Source organism: Streptomyces sp. NPDC048196 (assembly GCF_040652715.1).
Classification (GTDB): domain Bacteria; phylum Actinomycetota; class Actinomycetes; order Streptomycetales; family Streptomycetaceae; genus Streptomyces; species Streptomyces siderophoricus.
In genome coordinates this window covers 229,279-250,568 of the sequence record NZ_JBEZMM010000002.1, presented here as the reverse complement: position 1 = coordinate 250,568, position 21,290 = coordinate 229,279, and the positions used below count along the sequence as shown (strand labels likewise).

Sequence of the window (21,290 nt, the reverse complement as noted above, 5' to 3'; positions counted from 1 at the left end):
GTTCCTTACCAGGTAGGGGAAGCGGTGCCGTCGGCCTGTTGGGTTGGCTGGGCGGCGAGCCGGGCCATTCCAAGGAGTGCGGGCAGCAACGCGGCGAGCGCCTGCCGATGGTGCGGGTTGAGCTGGCCAACCAGGGCGGCCAAGGCGGCCAGGCAACCAACGCCGACGTCCTCCTTTCGCGGCGACTCGACCATCTTGGCACCTGCGCGGACACTCAACGGCTCTGACGATGGGACCTTCCATATCCGCCCCGGGGCGGCGTTGCAGCCATGCTGCGATGTTGCGCACGCGAACGCCAACTAGACCAGACGGCAGAGTCCTTGGCCGCCACTCTCCTGAGACCTCCGCGGTCACCACGGTGATCGGGGGCGTGGCGCGCGGCGGCCCAGTGCAAGATCGCACCGTGGGCTGATGGGATGGGGACGGGGACGTAGACGGGGATGGGTCTCGGGCTTGCGATGGGGTACAAGCCGCGGAGCCGCTCGGGGAGCGTCCGCGTTGCCCCGCCGCACCGGCTGCTCTTACCTGCCGCAGCAGCAACAGCGAGGCAGGGCCTGTTCCGGGCCGACGTCATGAGTCTCGGCAGCGCCGGCCGCATTGGGCCGGGCGGCACGCAGGGCGTCGTCCATGGCTTGAAGGGCTGCCGCGACCGAGGGGAACGACGCCGGGCTCTGTGCGTCGGCACTGGACGATGCCGACTGGTCAGCTGAGGTTATGGGCGGTCCGTCCAGTGGTCATCCTTTGGATGACGAATTACTTGTCATCCAAAGGATGACGTGGTACAACGGTGTCAGTGAGGCGCATTGGCAGCAGCTGCCCGACCGTCCCTGGAGGTGTTTTCCGATGTTGATGCGCACTGACCCCTTCCGTGAGCTCGACCGGCTGGCGCAGCAGCTTGCAGGCCCGGGTACCTGGTCGCGACCCTCCCCGATGCCGATGGACGCCTACCGCGAGGGCGACCAGTACGTGGTGGCCTTCGACCTCCCCGGCGTCAGCGCGGACGCGATCGACGTTGACGTCGAACGGAACATGCTGACCGTCAAGGCCGAGCGCCGGCCCGTGGCGAAGTCCGACGACGCGCAGATGGAGCTGTCGGAACGGCCACAGGGCGTCTTCTCCCGCCAGATCGTGCTGGCCGACACGCTGGACACCGAGCGCATCCAGGCCGACTACGACGCAGGCGTGCTCACCCTGCGCATCCCGATCGCCGAGCGCGCCAAGCCCCGCAAGATCAGCATCGGCGTCGGATCCGGCCGCACGGAGATCTCCGGCTGAGCAGGACAGACGAGGGCTGAACAGCGGCGGAGGACGGGTTTCTGATCTCCCCCTCGCCCGTCCTCCGCGCCCATGGACCGAGGAAGGGGTGGCGGCCGCCGTGACTGTGCGACGTGAAGCGTTTCTCGACCATGTGAAGGAACGCGGCGAGTACGAGACCTTGCAGGAAGCCGAACGCGCGGCCCGCGTGGTGCTCGCCCTGCTGGGCGCACACCTGGTTGGCGAGGTACGCGCCCAGCTGGCGGCGCGTCTGCCGGAAGGCTTCGCCCTGATCCTCCTCAACCCGCTGCAGAGCGCCGAGCCGCTGCCACCTGAGCGGTTCGTCCGGGCGACGGCGGCCTGGATCGAGGGCGCGACCGAACAGACCGCTGCCTGGGACGTCAGCGCCGTCCTCAGCACCGTCGCCGACGCCGCCGGCGACGACCTCCTCAAGGAGATCCTGCTCCAGCTTCCCGCGGGCTACGACCTCCTCTTCGGCCACCCTCAGCCCATCTGACCACTCCCCTGGTGACCGCACACCGGCCACCACGACCGGTGGCAGAAAGGCCACCACGACCGGTGGCAGAAAGGCCACCACCGCAGTGGGCCTGACCAGAGCGCACCGCTCCAGTCCCGGTGACAGGGCGCCCGAGCAGTTGCTGAAGGAGGTCCACCACGACGACCGCCTGCCCAATCCGCGGGGCTCGCCTCCTCGGGGGTGTCACGGGCGCTGAAAGCTTGACGCCGCGGAGCAGTCATCACGACGGGCCGTTGCCCTCCTTGCCATCCGGCCATCCCACCGGTCATTCAGCCGGCAACTGTTCGCTCACCCCAGGTCAGGTTGCCAGCACAGCTCGTGCCCGAGCCCGCGCGAGCTGGGACAGCGCCCCGGGAGGACCCAGGCCAGGCTGCCTACGGCGCTCCCATGCGCCCGCCGCAGGGCTGAGCCTCAGGGCTGAGCCGCAGGGTTGAGCCACAGGGCTGATCCGCAGGGTCGAGCCACAGGGCTGATCCGCAGGCCGGCGAGCTTGGGCCGAATGGGCTGCCCCGCAAGCCGTTGGGGCGCAAGAGGACGGCCGACGTTGTCCTAGCAGGCGAGTGAGCGGGACGGACCGTAGCGTGAAAGGACCGGTCTGGGTGCGGGCGGGCCGGGCAGAAGGGCGCAGAAGGGACGGTGGCCATGGCGGGTATGGATTACGCAGCGCTGTTCGCCGCCACCCCGAGCCCGTATCTGGTGCTGGGGACGGATCTGGTGATCGTGGAGGTCAACCAGGCATACCTCGACGCGACCGGCCGGACGCGGGAAGACCTGATCGGGGAGTACGTCTTCGATGCCTTCCCGGACAACCCGGACGACCCCGAGGCCGACGGGGTACGGAACCTGAGCGCCTCGCTGCACCGGGTCCTGGCCACCGGCGAGCCCGACCCGATGGCACTGCAGAAGTACGACATCCCCATCATGGGCCGGCCCGGGGTGTTCGAGGAGCGGTGGTGGTCCCCGGTCAACACGCCGATCCTTGCCCCGGACGGCACGGTGGTGTGGATCATCCACCGGGTGGAGGACGTGACCGCGTTCGTCCAAGCCCGCACCGGTGCCCGGCCGCCGACCGAGCAGCTGACCGAGCGCGAAGCGCTGGAGGCCGAGCTGTACGCGCGGGCCCGAGAGCTGCAGCGGCTGAACGAGGAGCTGCGGCAGGCCCACTCCCGCGAGCGCCAGGTGGCCGTCACCTTGCAGGAGGGCATGCTCCAGTCACCGGATTTGGCCCGGCACCAAAACGTCGCCGTGCGCTATCTGCCCGCAGCCGGATCGCTGAACGTGTGCGGTGACTGGTATGACGTGGCAGACCTGACCGACGGCCGCTTCTCGGTGGCGGTGGGCGACGTCGTCGGCCACGGCCTGGAGGCCGCCGCCGTCATGGGAATGCTCCGCAGCGCGCTGAGCGCAGCCATCCGCGCCCTGGAGCGGCCCGCCCAGGCGCTGGAGGTACTGGGGCTGTACGCCCGCTCGGTCGACGGCGCGCTGAACACCACCGCTGTCAAAGCACTGGTCGATCCCACAAGCTGCCTGATCATTTACAGCAACGCCGGCCACCCGCCCCCGATCCTGGTGCACGCCGACGGCAACTGCGAGCTGCTGGACCAGGCCACTGACCCGCCCCTGGGCGTTCGTCCCCTACACGTCCCACGCCCCCAGGCCACGGCCATCTACAGCACCGGCGACACCCTCGTTCTCTACACCGACGGCCTGATCGAACGCCGCGACGAAGACATCGACACCGGCCTGGCCCGGCTGGTAGACACCCTCAGCCAGTCCAGCCGGCTCGCCCCGGAGCACATGGCCGACACCGTCCTGGCCCGCCTCGGCCTGGCCGGCGGCGGCCGCGACGACATCGCGCTGGTCATCGCCCGGCTGTAACCAGCGCCCTTCCTCACCCGAGATCACCGTCCCGGGCGAACGTTGAAGACCTTCGGTGGTCCCCTCGCTCCCCCGCCGTTGAGCAGATCGAGCAGGTCCGGCAGCTACCACAGCTGGCTGCGTAGGTCCCAACCGGAGGCGTTTGTCGACGAGTTCGGATGCATCCGAGGGCTTGCGAGCTCTGAATGTCGACGAGCCTTGAGGCCACTCGGGTGCGCGGACAGCTCAGTCAGAAGCTGCGAAGAAGCCCCTCGAACTGATCGCGCTGCAACCCACCGGTCCAGCCCATACTCTGAGACTCGGCATCGAGTTGGTCAAGCGACTCGGCCAAGGAGGCATGGGCGAGGCATGGGCCGCCCGGGACCGTACCCTCCACCGCGACATCGCGCTCAAGCTGCTCGACCTCGATCGCCTCCGCGGTGGGCGAGGGAACCATGGCCGTCATGCTCGTCCACCGATACCTGGAGCAGTCATGAACGGCCGGCCGCTGCCGTGCAGCCGGGAGCAACTCGGCTCGCTGTTCCTGTTCGAGAGACCGTCCCCCGGACCAGCTCGCCCTGCTCTGCCGCGAAGGCCGGGTCCCCACGCGGCCGTCTCCCTGCGACTGAGACAGAGCCGCTGCCACCCAGCCCCGTCGTCAACCAGGCTAACGGTCGAGGACATCCCGGAGTTGGGCTCGGCCCGTGATGCCGAGCTTGGGAAAGATCTTGTGCAGGTGGAAGCCGACGGTGCGGGGAGAGAGGAGGAGCCGGGCACCGATCTCACGGTTCGTCAGGCCCTGTGTGGCCAGGCGGGCGATCCGGAGTTCTTGCGGGGTCAGGTCGGCCACGGCCACCGGGGCACCCGAGGAGGCCACGGCGACGCCGGCCGCGCGGAGTTCGGCGGTGGCCCGCTCGGTCCAGGGACGGGCGTCGAGGCGTTCGAAGGTTTCCAGGGCTCCGGTGAGCAGCGGGCGCGCCTGTGCGGACCGTCTGCGGCGCCGTAGGAACTGGCCGAAGTCGAGCTGGGTGAGGGCGTGTTCGAAGGGCCATCGGGCGCTCGCCGGGTCGGCGAGGGCTGCCCGGAAGTGCGGTTCGGCGGCGTCGGGATCGCTCAGCAGGGCCGAGGCCCGGTGCATGATCGCGGCGAGGCGTGCGGAACGGGGCGCTGTGCCCAGGGCGTCCTCGGCCGCCCGGAGCACGGCCCGGGCGTCGTCGGTCCGGCCGATGCGCACGGCGGCCGCGGCGACGTCGGCCACGTGGTGGAGCGAGGCGTGGTGGTGCACGGGGGCGGGGTGGGGGTCCTGGGTGAAGACGCGGCGCAGGTGCTCGTATGCCGTCGCGTGGTCCCCCTCCGCGAGTGCGGCGAGGCCCAGCGCGTGGCAGTGGCGGACGTACAGGCTGCGGGAGGCCCGCAGGTCGATGCCGCTGTTCTTGCTGTTCTCGCCGTTCTTGCTGTCGTCGGCGAGCCGTGCGCAGGTACGGAGGCGTTCCGCATTGTTCAGCCCGGCCGTCGCGGGACACACAGCTGCTAGCTGCTCATTGGGGAGCGGCGCGGGCGGGGCCACCGACGGACAGCACCGCCCGCGCCGGGTGACCGGATCCGCTGGCACGGGGGGAACCCTCGAATCCGCGTGTGCCGACGACCAATCGGCTACTTCAGGGCGGCGGCCGCCTGGGGGTAGCAGCGGCCGGCCGGGAACGGCGTGGGGTTGTCCAGCCGGTGGCGAACCCCAGCACGGCGCCTCGGTCGAGGGCGAGTGCGGCCAAGAACCCGGGGCGACGGGCATCTTGGGCCAGCCGTATCAGGCAGGTGTGGGCCAGCGCTGGTTCCTCGTGCCACGGTGGTGCGCCGAAGGCGTCGGCGTACACGGCGCGGATGCCGTCGACATACGGCGAAAGCTGCTCGCCGGAGACGAGGCGGACGCTCCCGCTCATCAGGAGACCGCTGTGGCGAGGGCACGGGCGACCGGGTGCAGCGCGGCGTACTCCAGGGGCGCCGACGGGTCGATCGAGACGTCGAGTGGTGCGGGCTCGGCGCCCGCCCGGACCAGCAGGTCCCCGATGGCGGCGATCATCGCGCCGTTGTCCGTGCACAGCTTCAGCGGCGGGACGCGCAGGGTGAGGCCGGCAGCGGCGCACCGCTCCTCCGCCAGCGCCCGCACCCGGGAGTTGGCAGCGACACCGCCGACCACGACGAGGGTGCCGACGCCATGGGTGGTGCAGGCGGCGACCGCCTTGCGGGTCAGCACGTCGGCGATCGCCTCCTGCAACGAAGCCGCGCCGTCCGCCACCGGCAGGACCTGCCCGCGATGCCGCTCCGCCCACCGTGCGGCCGAGGTCTTGAGGCCGGAGAAGGAGAAGCCGTACGGGGCGTCGCGGGGCCCGGTGAGCGGCCGGGGAAAGGCGACAGCACGGGCGTCTCCCCCACGCGCTGCCCGGTCGATGGCCGGGCCGCCGGGATACGGCAGTCCGAAGACCCGGGCCACCTTGTCGAAGCACTCGCCGGCGGCGTCGTCCAGGGTGTCGCCGAGGTGCACGATCGGGTCGCGTGCCAGGTCGCGGACGAGGAGGAGGGAGGTGTGGCCGCCGGAGACGATCAGTACGACGCAAGGGTCGGGCAGCGGCCCGTGCGCGAGGGCGTCGGCGGCGACATGACCGGCCAGGTGGTGCACGCCGTACAGCGGCACCCCGAGCGCGTACGCCAGTCCCTTCGCGCCGGCGAGTCCGACCTGAAGGGCGCCCGACAGGCCCGGCCCGGTCGTCACGGCGACCGCCCCGATGTCGGACATGCGCAGCCCGGCCTCCCTCAGCGCCTGGTGAACGACCGGGGTGAGCGAGTGGACATGGGCCCGGGCGGCGATCTCGGGCACCACCCCGCCGTACCGCGCGTGCTCGTCCATGCTCGACGCCACCGCATGCCCCAGCAGCCGTCCGCTCTGCACCAGCCCCGCGCCCGTCTCGTCACATGAGGACTCGATGCCCAGCACCACGGGTTCTCCACGCATGCCGTTCCCCTCTCGCACACTGCGGCCAGGCTAATTGCTAGATAGTTGTTATTGCGCAGCATATGCAACAAGTTCTGATCGCTGCCGCCAACCTGGCGCTGCAGCTGGTTCGCCCTGCCGCCAGGCAGGCGCGTCGTAAGAGGGAACCCGGTGAAAATCTGGGACTGCCCCGCAGCGGTGAGCGGGACGACAGCCGTCAGGAAGCACTGGGGTCGCGAAGAGGCCCTGGGAAGCGACGGCCAGTAGATGCCTCGATGCCTCGTACCCAACAAGGCGCGCCCGCGAGTCCGAAGACCTGCCACTGCCCGTACGCCGCCAGGCGTGCGGTGACCTCCGCGGCTCGACGGCGGCCGGCGAATCCGGCGGGCCACCGCTCGCTCCGTCCGTCGTTCCCCTCGCGCCCCGAGCCGTTTCCGCGACTCGCGAAGGAGAGTTGACGTGACCGACCAGCGCACCCTCTTCCTCGACCAGTACTCCGGCAAGGTGCTCGCCTCCTACGGCTGGCCCCAGTACGGCTTGCTGTCCAAGCTGGTCGAGGAGGGCATCGCCCTCCACCAGGGCGAGCGCTTCGGGCTGCCCAACCTCCTGGTCGCCCTCGGCACCGCGTCGACCGCGCCGGCAACATGTCCAAGCGGCAGTCGGCGACCGGTTTCCACTTCTCCCGCGCGGGCGGCACCTGCCCGCTCTGGAACGTCTACGAGGCGTTCGCCGCACCCGGCCGCATCCACGTGCAGATCGCCGCCATGCCCGACGGGCAGCGGTACCTGTGGACCGCCCGCACCGTCACCCGCTCCCGCGGCGGCTGGGGCGAACCCGGCAAGACCTTCGCCATCGGACTGGGCTGCGAGATCCGCCACGCCTCCCGACTCGTCTACTCCGACGGCCTCGACCTGGACAACGCCTCCGCCGCCACGCCCATCGGCATGGGCTGCCGCGTCTGCGAACGCCTCACCTGCCCGCAACGCGCCGTGCCCCCGCTCGGACAGACACTCGCCATCGACGAGAACAGCAGCGCCTACGTGCCGTACCCGGTCGCGGGCCGGAGCGCCGCCTGCTGACCCCTCAGCCGAGTTGACCACGCTCCAGGTCAATACACCTCGGCAGTCGCGGACTGGGCATCGCCCTGGGCTTCAGGCATTCGTGGCCGCGTGACGCGGATGAGTTGCGCAAGGCTCCACGGGTGATCGGCACACTGAACCCGCTTCTGGGCTTGTTGTAGCGGGTTCGTGCGAGCGCCCGAGCGCCGGCACCGAGCAGGCCGCGGCCCTGACCATCGCAGTTGTCGTCCGAGCCACCCGCCCATTCATCTTGAGGTGGAAGCCGATCCGGTGGTCGTTCGGGAATCGGCCGCTCAGTGCGGAAGTTCCACCAGCCCGCTCTCGTAGGCGATGATGACCAGCTGAACCCGGTCGCGGGCGTCGAGCTTCGACAGCAGACGGGTCACGTACGTCTTGGCGGTCGCGATGCTGATGCCCAGGTGGGTGGCGATCTCGCTGTTGGACAGGCCCGTGCCGACGAGGCCCAGTACTTCGCGTTCACGGTCGGTGAGCGAGGCCAGGGTGCGTCCGTTCCTCGTCGCCCGGGCGGGGCGGTGGCCTGCGAAGTCCTTGATCAGGCGGCGGGTCACGCTGGGAGCGATCAGCGCGTCGCCCGCGGCGACCACCCGGATCGCCGCGAGGATGTCGTCCACCGCCATGTCCTTGACGAGGAACCCGGCCGCGCCGGCTCGTAGCGCCCCGTAGACGGATTCGTCGTCGTCGAAGGTGGTCAGCACGAGGACATGCGCGGTGCTCGGGCCCGCGACGATCTGACGGGTCGCCTCGATGCCGTCCATACCAGGCATGCGGAGGTCCATCACGACGACGTCGGGCCGGACGCCCACGGCCAGTTCGACCGCCTCGCTACCGGTCCCGGCCTCCGCGATGACCTCGATGTCCAGGGAGTCGGTGATGACCATCTGGATCGCGGTCCGGATGAGCGGCTGGTCGTCGGCGAGCAGGACGCGGATGGTCATGAGATTCCTGACGGAACGGGGAGGCGGGCGGTGACCCGGAAGCCGCCTTCGGGGCGTGGTTCGGCACGGAAGTCACCGTGCAGCAGGCCGACGCGTTCGCGCATGCCGATGAGTCCGTATCCGGAACCCGAGCTGTTGGCTCGGCCGGGTCCGCTGTCCAGGACCTCGATGGAGAGTTCATCGTCCTGGCAATCGATGAACACCTGGCAGGAGTTGGCCCCGGCATGACGCACCACATTGGTGACCGCCTCCTGAACGATCCGGTAGGCGGACATGTCGATCTCGGGCGGCAGTCGCCGCCGCTCGCTTCGCCAGCGCACGTCGACCCGTACTCCGGCCTCCGTCGTCCGCTCGGCCAGCCGGTCGATGTCCGCGAGGCCGGGTGCCGGGTCGAACGGCGCCGTCTCCGCCTGCTGCCCGGGCTCCGCCTGGCGTAGCGCGCCGAGCATCCGGCGCAGGCCCGAGAGCGTCTCCCGGCCGGCGGACTCGATCGCTCGCAGCGCGCCACGGGCCGCCGCCGGTTGGGTTTCGACGACCCGGCCGGCCGCACCGGCCTGCAGGGCGATGACGCCGATGCTGTGCGCGACCATATCGTGCAGCTCGCGGGCGATGCGCAGCCGTTCGGCGGTGACCGCCTGGGTGGTCAACTGGGTGCGCAGTGCCTGGGCGTGCCGCCGGTCCTCACGTACCGAACGCCCCGTCAGCCAGGCGACAATGGTGACCAGGACCATGACCAGCACAGCGGACGCTCCGGGACTGGTCCCGAGCAGCAGTCGGACGAGCACGTAGCCGGCCAGTACCCCCAGGGACATGCCTGCGGCGGCGCGACCCGTGCGGCGCCGCCGTGTGGCGGTGATGAAGCCGAGCGCAACATCGAAGGCCAGGAACTGCGCCAGTGGGATGTCCGCCACGCTCACCGTGGTCGAGGCGGCGACCGAACCGCCCAGCAGCAGCGCCAGGGCGGGCAGCGGCCGACTGCGCAGCAGCGCGCAGGCGAGCAGCGCCATGGCGCTGGCGGCGGCGTTGATGAGCGCGTACCGCAGCGGGTCGACACCGGAGGCCGGCGGCTCCTGCGGCGCATGGGGCAGCCTGAGGTACAGAAGGGCGGCGTAGGCCGTGGCCGCGGACCAGGTAAGCGCCGTCCAGGCGCCCGGCGTCAGGCGCTTGAGCAGCGGAATGGGTGGCGTGGCGGACATGCAGCGATCGTAACCGTGGGCCTGTGAAGGGGCGTCGGGCCATGGTTGTACAACCGTGGTCGACACCGGCGGGGAGAAAGTCGGCCGCCTGTTTGATGTGCGCGACGGCGAACTGCCGAACCATCGGAATGTGATTGAAGTCAACGAACTAACGAAGCGCTACGGCAGCACGACCGCTGTCAACGGGCTCACCTTCACCGTGCGGCCCGGCCTTGTCACCGGCTTCCTCGGCCCCAACGGCGCGGGCAAAAGCACCACGCTGCGGATGCTCCTGGGCCTGAACGAGCCGACCAGCGGCAGCGTCACCCTCAATGGCCGCTCATTTCGCGACCTGCCGCGCGGGATGCGCCACGTCGGCGCCCTCCTCGACGCGGGCGACGTCCACGGCGGGCGCAGCGCCCGCGCCCATCTGACCGCGCTCGCCGTCAGCAACCGCATCCCGCGCACCCGGGTGGACGAGGTGCTCTGCGAGGTGGGACTGACCGCCGCCGCGGGCCGCCGGATCGGTGGGTACTCGCTCGGCATGCGCCAGCGCCTCGGCATCGCCACTGCCCTGCTCGGCGATCCGCCGGTACTGCTCTTCGACGAGCCGCTCAACGGCCTGGACCCGGAGGGTGTGAGGTGGGTCCGCGGCCTGTTCCGCCGGCTCGCCGCCGACGGCCGCACCGTGTTCGTCTCCAGCCACCTGATGAGCGAGATGGCGGCCACTGCCGACCACCTCATCGTCATAGGCCGAGGCCGGATGATCGCAGACGAGACCGTGGCCGAGTTCGCCTCCCGGGGCACCCGGCTGAGCGTAACGGTGGACACCCCGGACCCGTCCGCGCTCACCGCCGTACTGAGCGCCGAGGGCGCCACCGTGCAGGCGGACGGCACGCGGCTCACGGTGACCGGCCTCACGGCCGCCCAGGTGGGGGAGCTCGCCTTCCACCACCGCGTCCCGCTGCACGAACTGGCCGCCCGGAACGCCACGCTGGAAGACGCGTTCATGCAACTGACCGCCGACAGCGTCGAATACCTCGCCGGGGCAGGAGAATCCCGATGACCACCGCAACGCATGACGTACCGGTCAACGTGTCGATCGACGAACCCCCCGCCAGATTCCGCGACCTGCTCTCCGCCGAGTGGATCAAGCTGTGGTCGTTGCGTTCGACGGGGTGGGCCTTCGCGGCCGCCGCGTTGGCGATCATCCTCTTCAATGTGAATGCCGCGTACGCCGACTACAGCAACTGGCCGCACTACGACGCGGACACAAGGGCCGGATTCATTCCCAGCTGGGCATTGCGTGACGCGTTCACCAACTTCGCGGGGAACGGTGTGATCCTGGCGATCAGCGCCATCGGCGCGCTCACCGTCACCAGCGAGTACAGCACCGGCATGATCCGTACGACCTTCGCCGCCGTACCCGTCCGCCGCTCCGTCATGGCGGCCAAGGTGGTGGTCGTCACGGTCGTCACCACCGGGTTCGGTGTCCTGGCCGCCGGCGCGTCGTTCTTCCTGACCCAGGCAGTCCTGTCGGGACGCCATACCGGGATGTCGATCACTGACCCCGGCGCGATGCGCGCCATGGCCGGGGCCGCGCTCCTCGCACCGGTCTCGGCGCTGGTCGGGATGGGCCTGGGGGCGATCATCCGGCACAGCGCGACCACCATCGTCACCAGCGTCGCGGTCCTGCTGATGCTGCCGATCAGCCTCAGCGGCGACCACTACTGGACGGCCGTCATCAGCCACGCCATGCCCCACTACGCGTGGACGCACCTGATGGAGGGTGACGACGTCCCGTGGGCCCACTACGCGTTCCCGACGACCGTGGCCGGGGCCTGGACCGTCTACGCCGCCTGGGCCTCGACGGCGATCCTGCTCGTCGTGATGATCCCCTCCCGCCGCGACGTGTGAGACGGCCACGACCAGGGCGGCTCCTACCGGTAGCCCCTCTCGGCCGGCGCCGAGCGTCGGCCGAGAGGGGCTACCGCAGCACGCCTTTGAGCATCGCAGGTGTCCATCCGGCCCAACTTCGAAGCTCAGCCACTCCAGCAACCCTTGCAAGACTCCTGATCTGACCTGATCTGACCTGATCTGACGGGGCCGGAGGCCCTCGGCCACGACGACATCGCCACGATCGTCACCAAACGCGGGCGCGGTGCGCAGCCATCAGCGCAGGTCCTGGCGCCCCTCGGACGGCCGCTGCGCCTGAGCGGCGACGAGCGCGACCACCTGTTCCACCTCGCGGAGCGCCCCACGCCCCCGGCCGAGGCGGCCTGACAGCGCACATCCAGCCGGGTCTGCTCAAACTCCTGGACCGGCTCACGACGACTCCCCGCGGATCATCACCGATCTGCAGGAGCCCCTCACGCAGACCTGAAGGCACGGTGGTCGCCGAGGTCGGCCGGGCACATGAGCTGGTTGCTTGGGGGCGCCAGCAGCTGGTCCTGGGCGCGGGGGTAGCTGTACTTCGCTGTACAGAAACCAGGGGCACGAGGTAAAACATCGCCATGACGACTCAACCGACGCGGGCGATGTGGTGGGCCGGGATGGCAGTCTGCCTTACCGTGGCCGCCGCTACCCTCACCGCGATCACTGCACTGGTGTCGCTGGCAGCGGGGGACCGTCACGTCACCGTCGACGGCGTGCCGTCGATTGTGTTGATCGCGCTGTCCATCGGCGTCGGCACCTTCGTGAGCGGCCGGTTCAGGGCGTGGGGATTGCGTCGCAGAGCCGCGTGCCGCACACAGTCTTGAAACCCGCCGTGACGTCAATGTCACCGTGAGTTTCCACCCCACAGCCCCCTGAGTGATTTTGCTGGTGAGGGGCCCTTTCGCTGGCCTTCGCCTCACCCGCGCACCGCGATCAACCGGCCATTCCCGCGATTCCCGGCACCGAACACCGTCTCCGCACCGGTGGCCTCGCAAGAAGGTCCCGTCCCGACAGACGAGCACTGCCGCCATCGCCGGCCCACCACAGGCACCCGACAGCTCCGGCTCCTCCGCGGGATCAGTTCGTGATCTACGACCGGCCGACGAGAGAGGCGCCGTTCGACCCCGACGACGGCTCCGCCGCTGCGCCCGGCCTCCATGTCGGTGGCGTGGACGAACACGTTCCGGTGCGCTGCTGCATCCGGGGCAGGACGGTGATCGGGATGATCGGTTAGCCGTAGAAGTCGTCCCAGTCGCTGCCGTACTGACCACAGCCCTTTCGATCCGCGCGTACTCCGGGTCGGCCTGCCAGGTGTCGAGGAGCCCGTGCGGCGGCGGTTTCCGGGTCGGGCAGTGTCACAGTGCTCATCGCTGGTCTGCCTCTCCTGGCGCTGACATCTCAGCGCAGCCGGCCCGCCCGGAGCATGCTGCTGTGTAAGGGTCGCGACCGTGTCCAGGACCAGGACCAGGACCATGGTCCTGGACATCATGGCGCGTGGATCGCCTCGCGCATCGAGTCGGCGTACTCCGGCGCGAACGCGTCGAGGAGGTGCGGGTCGATGTCCGGAGAGTAGATGACCACAAGCTTGTGCGAGTCGATCCCTCCGACCGCCATCACATGGTCCTCCACGACCCAGACATCGGTGGAGTCCATGCCACTGTCCACCAGGTATGCGAGGTCCCGGGTCCCGGGCCGTGCTCCCTTGCTCGACATCGCCTCCTGGACGGCTTTCTTGCATGTCTCGGTTCTGAACAGCCCGCTCAGCCGTGCATCCGACTGCGGCCCGACGGCGACGCACAGCACGGGAGGCTCCAAGGAGACCAGCATGTGGATGGCCTTGTTCTCCCGCATCACACCGTGGGTTCCGGTCGACACACTGTTCCAGGCACCCTTCGCCGGCCACCGAACGCGGCCGTCCTCATCCACACGGCCTGCGCTGTAGTCGAGGGTCGCCTCATGCACCTCGGCCTCGGCGTTCTCCTCCCCCGTCTGGCAGTCCGGGCACAGATAACCAATCGCGTAGCCCTTGTCCAAGACGACGTTCCATCCGTCTCCCTCACCCTGCATGGGCCGCTTGCAGCGGTCACACACGATGTCCGTTACTTCCTCTACTTCTTCCACTTCTTCCGGTTCTGGCTGGTGCGAGCGCCGTTTGCGCTTGATCGCATCCCACATGGTGTCCCACCGCCTGTGGACGTGTGCCGTTGTCGCTTCGGGCCGCGGGCAGCACGGCTGCGCGCATGCACGCACAGCGGCCGGGCGTCACGCACAGCCATGCGCAGCGGCGATGGCGGTGCAGGCCGCGCGAAGTCGTGCATATCCAATATGAAGCCCATGCAGCCGCCCGCGACTTCATGCGGTCGCACCCACCGGCCTCGCACTGTCGACGTATGGCGTGCACTCCGCCGCTGCACTCGCGGCCGCCGTTCGGCTTCGAGTGCAGCCCCCCGGACACAGTCCAGGGTAATTCCGCGCCCCGCTTCCCAGTGTCCCGGCGCTCCGCCGGTCGTACTGCGTCCATGCAGGTCAGAGAGTCACTGCCGAAGACCCAACGACGGCACACGACGGCAACACGACAGCCCACCTGCGGAAATCCGGACCGGGCTCAGTCCAACCCCTCCCCCTTCACTCCCTGCACGAGCAGTGCGACCGCCACAGGATGCGGGACGGCTATCCCCTATGACGTAGTCGCCATCCTCATCGCCGCCGTCACCCTCACGCGGGCGAAGGCGTGCTCGGCGCGGCTGCGGACGGGGGCTGCGCCCTCGCATCGCAACGCGGTGATGTGCCGAACCGAACTGCCGCGGGCTCAGGCCGCGTTGCGCACCCTACCTGTACGGGGAAGCGGCGGAAGCAGCGTGACATCGTCCTCGGTCTCATTGTCAGGAGGCTCGGCGAACGCTTCGGCGTGGAAAGGGTCACCCTCAACGGCGCCGCGCGTACGCGGAGTTGGCGAAGGCGCAATCGCACGGTGCGCCAGTCGACCGTCCGGCTGTGCGGGTTGTCCATGGCCGACCGGGTGTCCGCGCCCGAGATGTCCAGGGCCGAGGGTTTCCGGTCCCGTCAGGTGATCTCCCATTTGACGGTGCCGAGGAACTGCGGGTTGTCGGGGTCCGTCACGGCACCGCCTCCGGTCGTACCCCGGGGCGGCAGACCTCCGCCGGGGGCGGCGAAATCGCTGAGGCCCAGGACCAGGCGGCTGCCGGCGGAGGGGCCGTCGAAGACGAAGGCGACCTTCTGTCCGGGGCGTCCGTCCCAGTCGAATTCGCCGGAACTGGAGGGCAGAAAGACGGCTGCACCCCGCCAGTCACCCAGGAGTCGGTCAGCGCCGGCCGGAACCGAACCGATGGTCATGTTGATGAATTGCACACTGTCCGGGTCGTTGTCGTCCGTCAGTCGGACATCGACATTGAAGTCGAAGGGCATGGTGACCCCCTTCCGTTCGGCTTCCGCGTTTCCAGCGTGACATGGCTGCGGCAAGCCGCAAACGCAGCCGGACTGCGCGGCCTCACCGGGCCAGAGTGCTGGTAAGGCGGTCCATCGGCATCCGGGCCGAGTGCCAGGGCCCAGACGCCCAGGTAGTGCCCCTGGAGCGGCGGCCCGAGAGGTCGTCCGGAGGCCCGGTTCCAGCGGCGTACGGTGCAGCCGCCCGCCGAGTAGCACCGCACAGGCACAGGTGGTCAGCAGCCCGCCGGCGAGGAAGGTGCCGCGCACGTCGGTGAGCGGCAGGATCAGTCCCCCGAGCGCGGCGCCCGCCGCGATACCGGCGTTGTAGGCACCGGAGTTCGCCGCGAGGGCGATGTCTGTGCGGCCCGGTGCGCAATGCAGCATCGCGTTCTGAGTGGTCATGAACACCGGCCCGAGTGCACCGCCCATCAGAACCAGGCACAGCACCGCCGCCACCGCATCGGTGCCGGCCACATACAGACCGAGCATGCCCACCGCCTGCGTGGCCATGGCAGTGGTCAGCGCGGCGCGCGGAAAGCGGTCCAGCAACGCCCCGGTGATGCTCACCCCGGCCAGACATGCAAGACCGAAAGTCACGAACAGGACGTTGACCGTGCTCGGGGAGAACCCGCTCACCTCGCCCAAGAATTTCTCGATGTAGGTGTATCCCGCGAACGCCCCAGTGGCAGACAGGGTCCCGGCCGCCAGTACGGTTCCGAACCGGCGGGCGTCGGGACTTGTTCCGTAGGCGGCGTGCTCTTCTTCCGGAGGCGCGGTCGGCAGCAGAACGGCGATCGTCACGAGCGAGACGAGCCCCAGAGCCGCCAGCATGGCGACTGGTACCGCCCAGTCGCTCCGCCGGCCCAGCCAGTTGCCTGCGGGAACCCCGACCACGAGGGCGAGCGAACCGGCGACGGACAGCGCCCCGACCACACGTCCCCGGACCTCGGGTGCGAACAGGCCCACCGCGACCGGCCCCAGCACGGCCCAGAACAGTGCCTGGGCGAGCGCGGTCAGCAGCCGCGCCGCGAGGAGCAGCCAGTACGAGGTGGCCAACGCCGCAACGAGACTGGACACCACCAACGCGGCCAGAAGCCCCGTGAGCACATGACGTCGGGGCACGGCCCGCATGACGTGGGCGAGCGGCAAAGAGGCAACGGCCACCGTCAGGCCATAACCGGTGACCAGGAGACCGACCGCCGACACGGACACCCGCAGGCTTGTGGAGATGAGCTCCAGGAGGCCGACCGGCAGGTTCTCCGCAGTGTTGAAGGTGAAGGCAGCCAGCATCAGCGCTGCGAGCACCGCCGACCTGTGCCATGGAGCCGGTCGCGGCGTGACTCTGCGGTCCCGTCCTGACCTCGCCCGTTGGGCCTGCTCCGTGGCACCGTCCATGGAGGCACCTCACTGGGCTCACACCGCCCGCCGCAACCGAATTCAAGTTCGTACCCCCTCCCCCGACCTTGCAACGAGACCTGCTCTCGAACTCACGCAGAGGTCACCGTCACCGCGCAGGGGCAGGGGCAGGGGCAGGGCAGCAGAGCCCTCGAAGACCGCCGGACCTCGTCGGGCAGGTCGTCGCTTCCCGCAGACGCCAGGACGTCCGGAGTCAGGGGTCAGAAGGTGAGGAGTCAGGAGGTCAGGACGTCCGCGCAGTTCTTGTTCAGTGAGCTGCCGCTGCGGGAGTGCGGCTGCCGGCCAGGAGGGTCGCTCGGCGGACCGAGTTGGTGGAGGCGGCCAGTAGTGGCATCCGGACGGCCGGGCTGGGAATGCGTCCCTGGGCGTGCAGCACTCCCTTGATGACTGTCGGGTTCGGCTCGGCGAAGAGCGCAGCGGACAACCGGGCCAGCTCGGCTCCGAGCCTTCGGGCGGGTGCGCCGGAGCCGCGGCGCCACAGCGAGATCAGTTCGGCGTAGTCGGCGGTTCGGAGATTGGCCGAGGCGAGAATTCCCCCGTGTGCACCCGCCGCGAGGAGGGGTGAAATGACGACGTCGTCGCCGCCGAGCACGGCGAAGCCGTGCGGTGCGCAGCCGAGCAACTCGACCGTGGTCGCATCGATCGCGCCGGTCGCGTGCTTGACCCCGGCGACCTCTGGCAGGCGGCCGAGTGCCGCAAGCGCGTCGGCGCTGAGAGTCTGCCCGGTGCGGTACGGGATGTCGTACACGATCAGTGGTATGCCGCCGTGGTCGGCCAGCGCGGTGAAGTGTGCCAGGGTCCCCGCTTCACCGGGGCGGATGTAGGGCGGCGTGGGAACCAGCGCCGCAGCCACGTCACCTCTGGCCGCCAGTTCGCGCAGCGACTCGATGGCGGTGGCGGTGTCGTTGGTGCCGACGCCGACGATCAGCGGGGCGCCGTGCCTCCGGCAGGCGGCTGAGCAGACTTCCACCACGGTCCGCTTCTCCTCCGCGGTCAATGTGGCCGCTTCCGCGGTGGTGCCGAGGGCGACGAGCCCTGAGGCGCCCGCCGACAGCGCCTCGTCGGCGAGCCGGGCCAGCGCATCGGGTGCCAAGCGCAGGTCGTCGGTGAACGGAGTCACCAGGGGGACGTACAGGCCGGTGAAGTTCGGATCGGGCTTCATGGTCCCACCCTGGCTCATGCTGATCCTGTAGGTCCATTGCTGATTTCTGCCCTGATACCTAAGCTGAACTTATGCTCGATGTTCGTCGTCTGTACCTGCTGCGCGAGTTGGACCGGCGGGGCACCATCGCCGCCGTGGCCGAGGCGCTGACCTTCACCGCATCGGCCGTCTCCCAGCAGCTGAGCGTGTTGGAACGCGAGGCAGGCGTGGCCTTGCTGGAACGCAGCGGCAGGCGTGTGGTCCTCACGCCCGCCGGCCGGTCCCTCGTCGCACACGCCGATGCCGTGCTGGAACGCCTGGAACTGGCGGTCGCGGAACTCGCCAATGCGCGGGAGGGCATCGGCGGGTCGCTGCGCATCGGGACCTTCCCCTCCGGTGGCCACACCATCGTTCCCGCCGCGCTGGCCGAGCTGGCCGACCGGCATCCCGCACTGGAACCGATGGTGCAAGAGATCGACTCGGCACGCGTCTCCGACGGCCTGCGAGCCGGGGAACTCGACGTGGCCCTTGTCCACGACTACGACTTCGTCCCCGCGTCACCGGACACCACCGTGGACGAGGTGCCCCTGCTGGAGGAACCCATGTACCTCGCCACCAGCACCGCGACCAAGACCACCAGCCGCGGCAACACGCTGGCGGAGCTGCTCGGCCCTTATGCCGAGGTCCCATGGATCACCGCACGCGACGGCACGACCGGTCACGCGATGGCCGTACGCGCCTGCCAGGCGGCCGGGTTCCAGCCGAGAATCCACCACCAGGTCAACGATTTCCGCACCGCACTGGCCCTGGCCGCCATCGGGCAAGGTGCCGGACTCGTACCGGAAATGGCCACTGCGCATCCCCCCGCGGGCGTGGTGTTGACCAAATTGCCGTTGTTCCGTCGATCGAGGGTCGCCTTCCGCGCGGGCGGCGGTACGCATCCGGCGATCGCCGCATTCGTGGCCGCGGCAAGAGCAGCGGTGGGCCATCAGAGGCAGTGACGTTCGCCTCCGACGTCGGCGTGGGCGAGGGTGGAGGCGAGGACCCTGTGTTCTCTTGAATCATCGAGCGCAGCGCCCGGATGTCACGGACAAGAGTGGTTTCCCTTGGCGCGGCGCGGCAGGCGCACGGTGAACTCAGCTCCCCCCTCTGGGCGGTTGGCGGCCCGGATGTCACCGCCCATCACACGTGCGGTGGCTCGGGCGATGGACAGCCCCAGTCCGTTTCCCTCAGACCGTGGGCGGCGACTCCCCGCCTTGAAGAAGCGGTCGAAGACATAGGGAAGTGCCTCCTCCGGGATGCCACTACCCCTGTCCGCCACTTCGAGGAAGAGCTCCCGGGGTCTTGACGTGCCACTCACCCTCACGGGTGCGGCGCCGTGCCGTAACGCGTTGTCGATCAGGCTGGCGAGGATGATGCCCAGACACCTTGGGTCGAGCTCGGCAGGCAGGGGGCGCGGCAGGTCCAGCGTGACCAAGGCAGTCCAGTTGCGGGCTGCCAGGCAGGCCTCCACCTCCTGGGCAACATCCACCTGCCTGGTGGCCAGCTGTACGGTGCCGGCGTCGAGTCTCGCCAGGTCCATCATCTTGTCCACCACGTCGTTCAACCGCCGGGTCTCGCCGACGACCAGTTGCACCGCCGGCTGGAGCATGGGATCGAGCCGGCCGGCCTTTTCCTCCAACACCTCGGACACGGCCGAGAGGGCGGTCAGCGGCGTGCGCAGCTCATGAGCCATATCGGACACGAACCGTCTCATGGTCGCTTCGGAGGGCTCCGTGGCAGCAGTTGTTGGCGGCTGGTAGGCGGAATTCCGTACGAAGGGCACGGTGCCCAGGGCATTGCGGTCCCGGCACTGCGGCTCCGGTCGTTCGGCCGCGCACAGCGACGAGCGCACTCTCTCGTAGATCTCATTGAGGGTCAGCGACTCACCGGCGCCTGGCACACCGTGGTGCAGCAGCGTCACGAGCTCTCCGGTAAAAGCCGTGTAGAACTCGCCTGGTGGGGCCAGGGCGAGCGCGTTCTCCGCTGCCGCGGCCAGCAGATACGTCCCGTCGATCTCGGCGAGGCCAAGCCCTTCCGACATGGCACCGAGCATGCGTCCGCTGTAGCAGCAGTCGAGAACCACGACACGTCGCGCTGCCCGGCTCGCCTCGAAGGGGCGTCTGACCCATTGGTAGGGCACGGCCGAGTCGTAGACCTCGTCCGCATGGCTGTCGTGCAGGGCCAGATGCAGCTCACCGGTTCCGGGGTCGATCAGCCCATGGCCGGCGTAGTAGAAGATCAGCGCGTCGGTCGCCTCGCGGGCAGCCTGCTTGATCGCCTGAGACACCTCACGGGGCCCGTGCGGGTCATGCAGAACGGTGCAGTGGGCGGCGGGGAGCCCCCATACGGCCTCAGAAGCGAACACCTCCTGCATCGCGGCGACGTTGGCGGTGACGGCCGGCAGTGCCGGCAGACGCGCGAAGCTGCTCGCGCCCACCAGCACCGCTCTGGACCGGTCAGGATCCGGAAGCCCAGTCATAACCCGTCTCGCTCCTCCGGCCGGTCGCCAAGGGCGATGCGCAGCAGTCGGTCGGCTGTAGCCGGCACGTGACGGCTCTCAAGCCCACACCACTTTGACCACGCCGTGGCCTGCCGCAGCCGCCCGCCCGTAGAAGTTTTGGAGGCTCCTGTGACGGTCGAGGAACTCCTGCCTGGCCTCCGCCTCGTCCCAGCCCCGGCCGACGAGCTTGGGACCGGCGACGTTCCAGAGCTCGTCGAAAGAGACCCTCGCGAGGAAGTCTGCGGCCTGTGACACCCCAGGCGGCTCCAGAAACATCAGGGGTGGGTTGGAGGGATCGGCGTCCATGCTGTGTGCCACGGGGCGGCCGCCGTAAATCGGCAGCGTCCAGGGCTTGTCACCATCTGTGTCTGTGTCTGTATCTGTGTCTGCATCCGCAGCGAGGACTTCGCCTGCGGCGTAGAGGGCATCGACGGAGCTCCAGACCTTGTCGATCGAGTCGGCGATACCCGCGGCGTACTCGTCGGGGTGGTTCTCCCAGGCCTTCCACATGAACTCAGCAAGCCAGGTGTGGTCGTCCCGGATCTCGGATTCCGCGACGGCGCGCAGGTGTAGGTGGATGCTCACGGCGAGGAGTTATCCCGTTCGGTGGCCTGCCTGTCAGGCCGAACGGACAGAACCTACTCGACGGCACTGACAGCGAGACGTCCCGGACAGGGGGCGCGAATTCACGCCACAACCGGTGACAGCTCAGCGGGCGCCGCTGGCTGAAATTATCCCTACGCGACTTCTGGTGCGGCGTCAGGCGCCCGCGCGGCCCGCCCGCTGTCCAAGCGGTGCGGTGGGAGGAATCGGGCTCCTTGGAGCTCCGGCCGGGCTTGAGGCGGGGACTGCGGCGGAGATTGCGGTGGGGCCTCGTCCGCACCCGTGAGTGATCCGTTTCGGCCACCTGGCGATTGTCCGCATGGGGAGTACGTCGAGAAATTGATCCACTTTACATTTGGGG

At 69.4% G+C, this 21,290-nt stretch carries 19 protein-coding genes, 3 pseudogenes and 1 riboswitch; of the genes and pseudogenes, 10 read left to right on the top strand and 12 right to left on the bottom strand.

Annotated features, from left to right (window positions below):
• Positions 1-5: 5 nt before the first annotated feature.
• Positions 6-194: a hypothetical protein gene (locus AB0E02_RS04730; RefSeq protein ID WP_362135973.1), complete on the bottom strand. Its 189-nt coding sequence runs from the start codon at positions 192-194 to the stop codon at positions 6-8.
• Between the two features lie 649 nt (positions 195-843).
• Here AB0E02_RS04730 and AB0E02_RS04725 point away from each other — a divergent pair.
• From AB0E02_RS04725 to AB0E02_RS04715, 3 genes are all read left to right on the top strand, one after another.
• On the top strand, positions 844-1,275 hold the full coding sequence (locus AB0E02_RS04725) for an Hsp20/alpha crystallin family protein (RefSeq protein WP_362135971.1): 432 nt from the start codon (positions 844-846) through the stop codon (positions 1,273-1,275).
• A 100-nt stretch (positions 1,276-1,375) separates the two neighbouring features.
• Positions 1,376-1,771 (top strand): DUF2267 domain-containing protein, encoded by a 396-nt coding sequence (locus AB0E02_RS04720; RefSeq protein ID WP_362135969.1) that lies wholly within the window; start codon positions 1,376-1,378, stop codon positions 1,769-1,771.
• Between the two features lie 663 nt (positions 1,772-2,434).
• Positions 2,435-3,670: a SpoIIE family protein phosphatase gene (locus AB0E02_RS04715; protein ID WP_362135967.1), complete on the top strand. Its 1,236-nt coding sequence runs from the start codon at positions 2,435-2,437 to the stop codon at positions 3,668-3,670.
• Positions 3,671-3,899: 229 nt separating this feature from the next.
• On the opposite strand, the gene AB0E02_RS04710 is transcribed toward AB0E02_RS04715, so the two are convergent.
• The 4 genes from AB0E02_RS04710 to tsaD all read right to left on the bottom strand — a co-directional run bounded on the left by AB0E02_RS04710 (position 3,900) and on the right by tsaD (position 6,656).
• The gene (locus AB0E02_RS04710) at positions 3,900-4,115 is read right to left on the bottom strand and encodes a hypothetical protein (RefSeq protein WP_362135965.1); all 216 of its coding nucleotides are present in this window, start codon (positions 4,113-4,115) and stop codon (positions 3,900-3,902) included.
• 201 nt (positions 4,116-4,316) lie between these two features.
• Positions 4,317-5,174 (bottom strand): helix-turn-helix transcriptional regulator, encoded by an 858-nt coding sequence (locus AB0E02_RS04705; protein ID WP_362135963.1) that lies wholly within the window; start codon positions 5,172-5,174, stop codon positions 4,317-4,319.
• Positions 5,175-5,307: 133 nt separating this feature from the next.
• Complete coding sequence (locus AB0E02_RS04700) at positions 5,308-5,586, bottom strand: hypothetical protein (RefSeq protein ID WP_362135961.1); 279 nt, start codon at positions 5,584-5,586, stop codon at positions 5,308-5,310.
• The gene (gene tsaD / locus AB0E02_RS04695; RefSeq protein ID WP_362135959.1) at positions 5,586-6,656 is read right to left on the bottom strand and encodes a tRNA (adenosine(37)-N6)-threonylcarbamoyltransferase complex transferase subunit TsaD; all 1,071 of its coding nucleotides are present in this window, start codon (positions 6,654-6,656) and stop codon (positions 5,586-5,588) included. Before tsaD ends, AB0E02_RS04700 begins: the two co-directional genes overlap by 1 nt.
• Before the next feature lie 88 nt (positions 6,657-6,744).
• Positions 6,745-6,974: riboswitch (cobalamin riboswitch) on the top strand.
• Between the two features lie 284 nt (positions 6,975-7,258).
• On the opposite strand from tsaD, the pseudogene AB0E02_RS04690 reads away from it, so the two are divergent.
• A pseudogene (locus AB0E02_RS04690) lies at positions 7,259-7,714 on the top strand (short-chain fatty acyl-CoA regulator family protein); the annotation flags it as partial.
• 293 nt (positions 7,715-8,007) lie between these two features.
• Here AB0E02_RS04690 and AB0E02_RS04685 read toward each other — a convergent pair.
• Complete coding sequence (locus AB0E02_RS04685) at positions 8,008-8,670, bottom strand: response regulator transcription factor (RefSeq protein ID WP_362135957.1); 663 nt, start codon at positions 8,668-8,670, stop codon at positions 8,008-8,010.
• Positions 8,667-9,866: a sensor histidine kinase gene (locus AB0E02_RS04680; RefSeq protein ID WP_362135954.1), complete on the bottom strand. Its 1,200-nt coding sequence runs from the start codon at positions 9,864-9,866 to the stop codon at positions 8,667-8,669. The genes AB0E02_RS04685 and AB0E02_RS04680 overlap by 4 nt, the downstream gene beginning before the upstream one ends.
• Before the next feature lie 130 nt (positions 9,867-9,996).
• Between AB0E02_RS04680 and AB0E02_RS04675 the strand changes: the two genes are divergently transcribed.
• From AB0E02_RS04675 to AB0E02_RS04655, 5 genes and pseudogenes are all read left to right on the top strand, one after another.
• A complete protein-coding gene (locus AB0E02_RS04675) occupies positions 9,997-10,911 on the top strand; it encodes an ATP-binding cassette domain-containing protein (protein ID WP_362135952.1) in 915 nt (304 codons plus the stop codon).
• Positions 10,908-11,762: an ABC transporter permease gene (locus AB0E02_RS04670; protein ID WP_362135950.1), complete on the top strand. Its 855-nt coding sequence runs from the start codon at positions 10,908-10,910 to the stop codon at positions 11,760-11,762. The genes AB0E02_RS04675 and AB0E02_RS04670 overlap by 4 nt, the downstream gene beginning before the upstream one ends.
• A 243-nt stretch (positions 11,763-12,005) precedes the next feature.
• Positions 12,006-12,222 (top strand): annotated as a pseudogene (locus AB0E02_RS04665) (transcriptional regulator); the annotation flags it as partial.
• A gap of 136 nt (positions 12,223-12,358) precedes the next feature.
• Positions 12,359-12,604: a hypothetical protein gene (locus tag AB0E02_RS04660; protein ID WP_362135948.1), complete on the top strand. Its 246-nt coding sequence runs from the start codon at positions 12,359-12,361 to the stop codon at positions 12,602-12,604.
• A 260-nt stretch (positions 12,605-12,864) separates the two neighbouring features.
• Positions 12,865-13,014: a hypothetical protein gene (locus AB0E02_RS04655; RefSeq protein ID WP_362135946.1), complete on the top strand. Its 150-nt coding sequence runs from the start codon at positions 12,865-12,867 to the stop codon at positions 13,012-13,014.
• Positions 13,015-13,265: 251 nt separating this feature from the next.
• Here the strand turns inward: AB0E02_RS04655 and AB0E02_RS04650 are convergent, their stop codons facing one another.
• The 3 genes and pseudogenes from AB0E02_RS04650 to AB0E02_RS04640 all read right to left on the bottom strand — a co-directional run bounded on the left by AB0E02_RS04650 (position 13,266) and on the right by AB0E02_RS04640 (position 17,805).
• Positions 13,266-13,955, bottom strand: coding sequence for a hypothetical protein (locus AB0E02_RS04650; RefSeq protein WP_362135944.1), 690 nt, complete (start codon positions 13,953-13,955; stop codon positions 13,266-13,268).
• A gap of 1,467 nt (positions 13,956-15,422) precedes the next feature.
• Positions 15,423-16,517: pseudogene (locus AB0E02_RS04645) on the bottom strand (MFS transporter); the annotation flags it as partial.
• A gap of 373 nt (positions 16,518-16,890) precedes the next feature.
• On the bottom strand, positions 16,891-17,805 hold the full coding sequence (locus tag AB0E02_RS04640; RefSeq protein WP_362135942.1) for a dihydrodipicolinate synthase family protein: 915 nt from the start codon (positions 17,803-17,805) through the stop codon (positions 16,891-16,893).
• A 71-nt stretch (positions 17,806-17,876) separates the two neighbouring features.
• Between AB0E02_RS04640 and AB0E02_RS04635 the strand changes: the two genes are divergently transcribed.
• A complete protein-coding gene (locus tag AB0E02_RS04635; RefSeq protein ID WP_362135940.1) occupies positions 17,877-18,785 on the top strand; it encodes a LysR substrate-binding domain-containing protein in 909 nt (302 codons plus the stop codon).
• Positions 18,786-18,868: 83 nt separating this feature from the next.
• Here the strand turns inward: AB0E02_RS04635 and AB0E02_RS04630 are convergent, their stop codons facing one another.
• Positions 18,869-20,305: an ATP-binding protein gene (locus AB0E02_RS04630; protein WP_362135938.1), complete on the bottom strand. Its 1,437-nt coding sequence runs from the start codon at positions 20,303-20,305 to the stop codon at positions 18,869-18,871.
• A gap of 78 nt (positions 20,306-20,383) precedes the next feature.
• Complete coding sequence (locus AB0E02_RS04625; protein WP_362135936.1) at positions 20,384-20,911, bottom strand: DUF1877 family protein; 528 nt, start codon at positions 20,909-20,911, stop codon at positions 20,384-20,386.
• Positions 20,912-21,290: the final 379 nt, after the last annotated feature.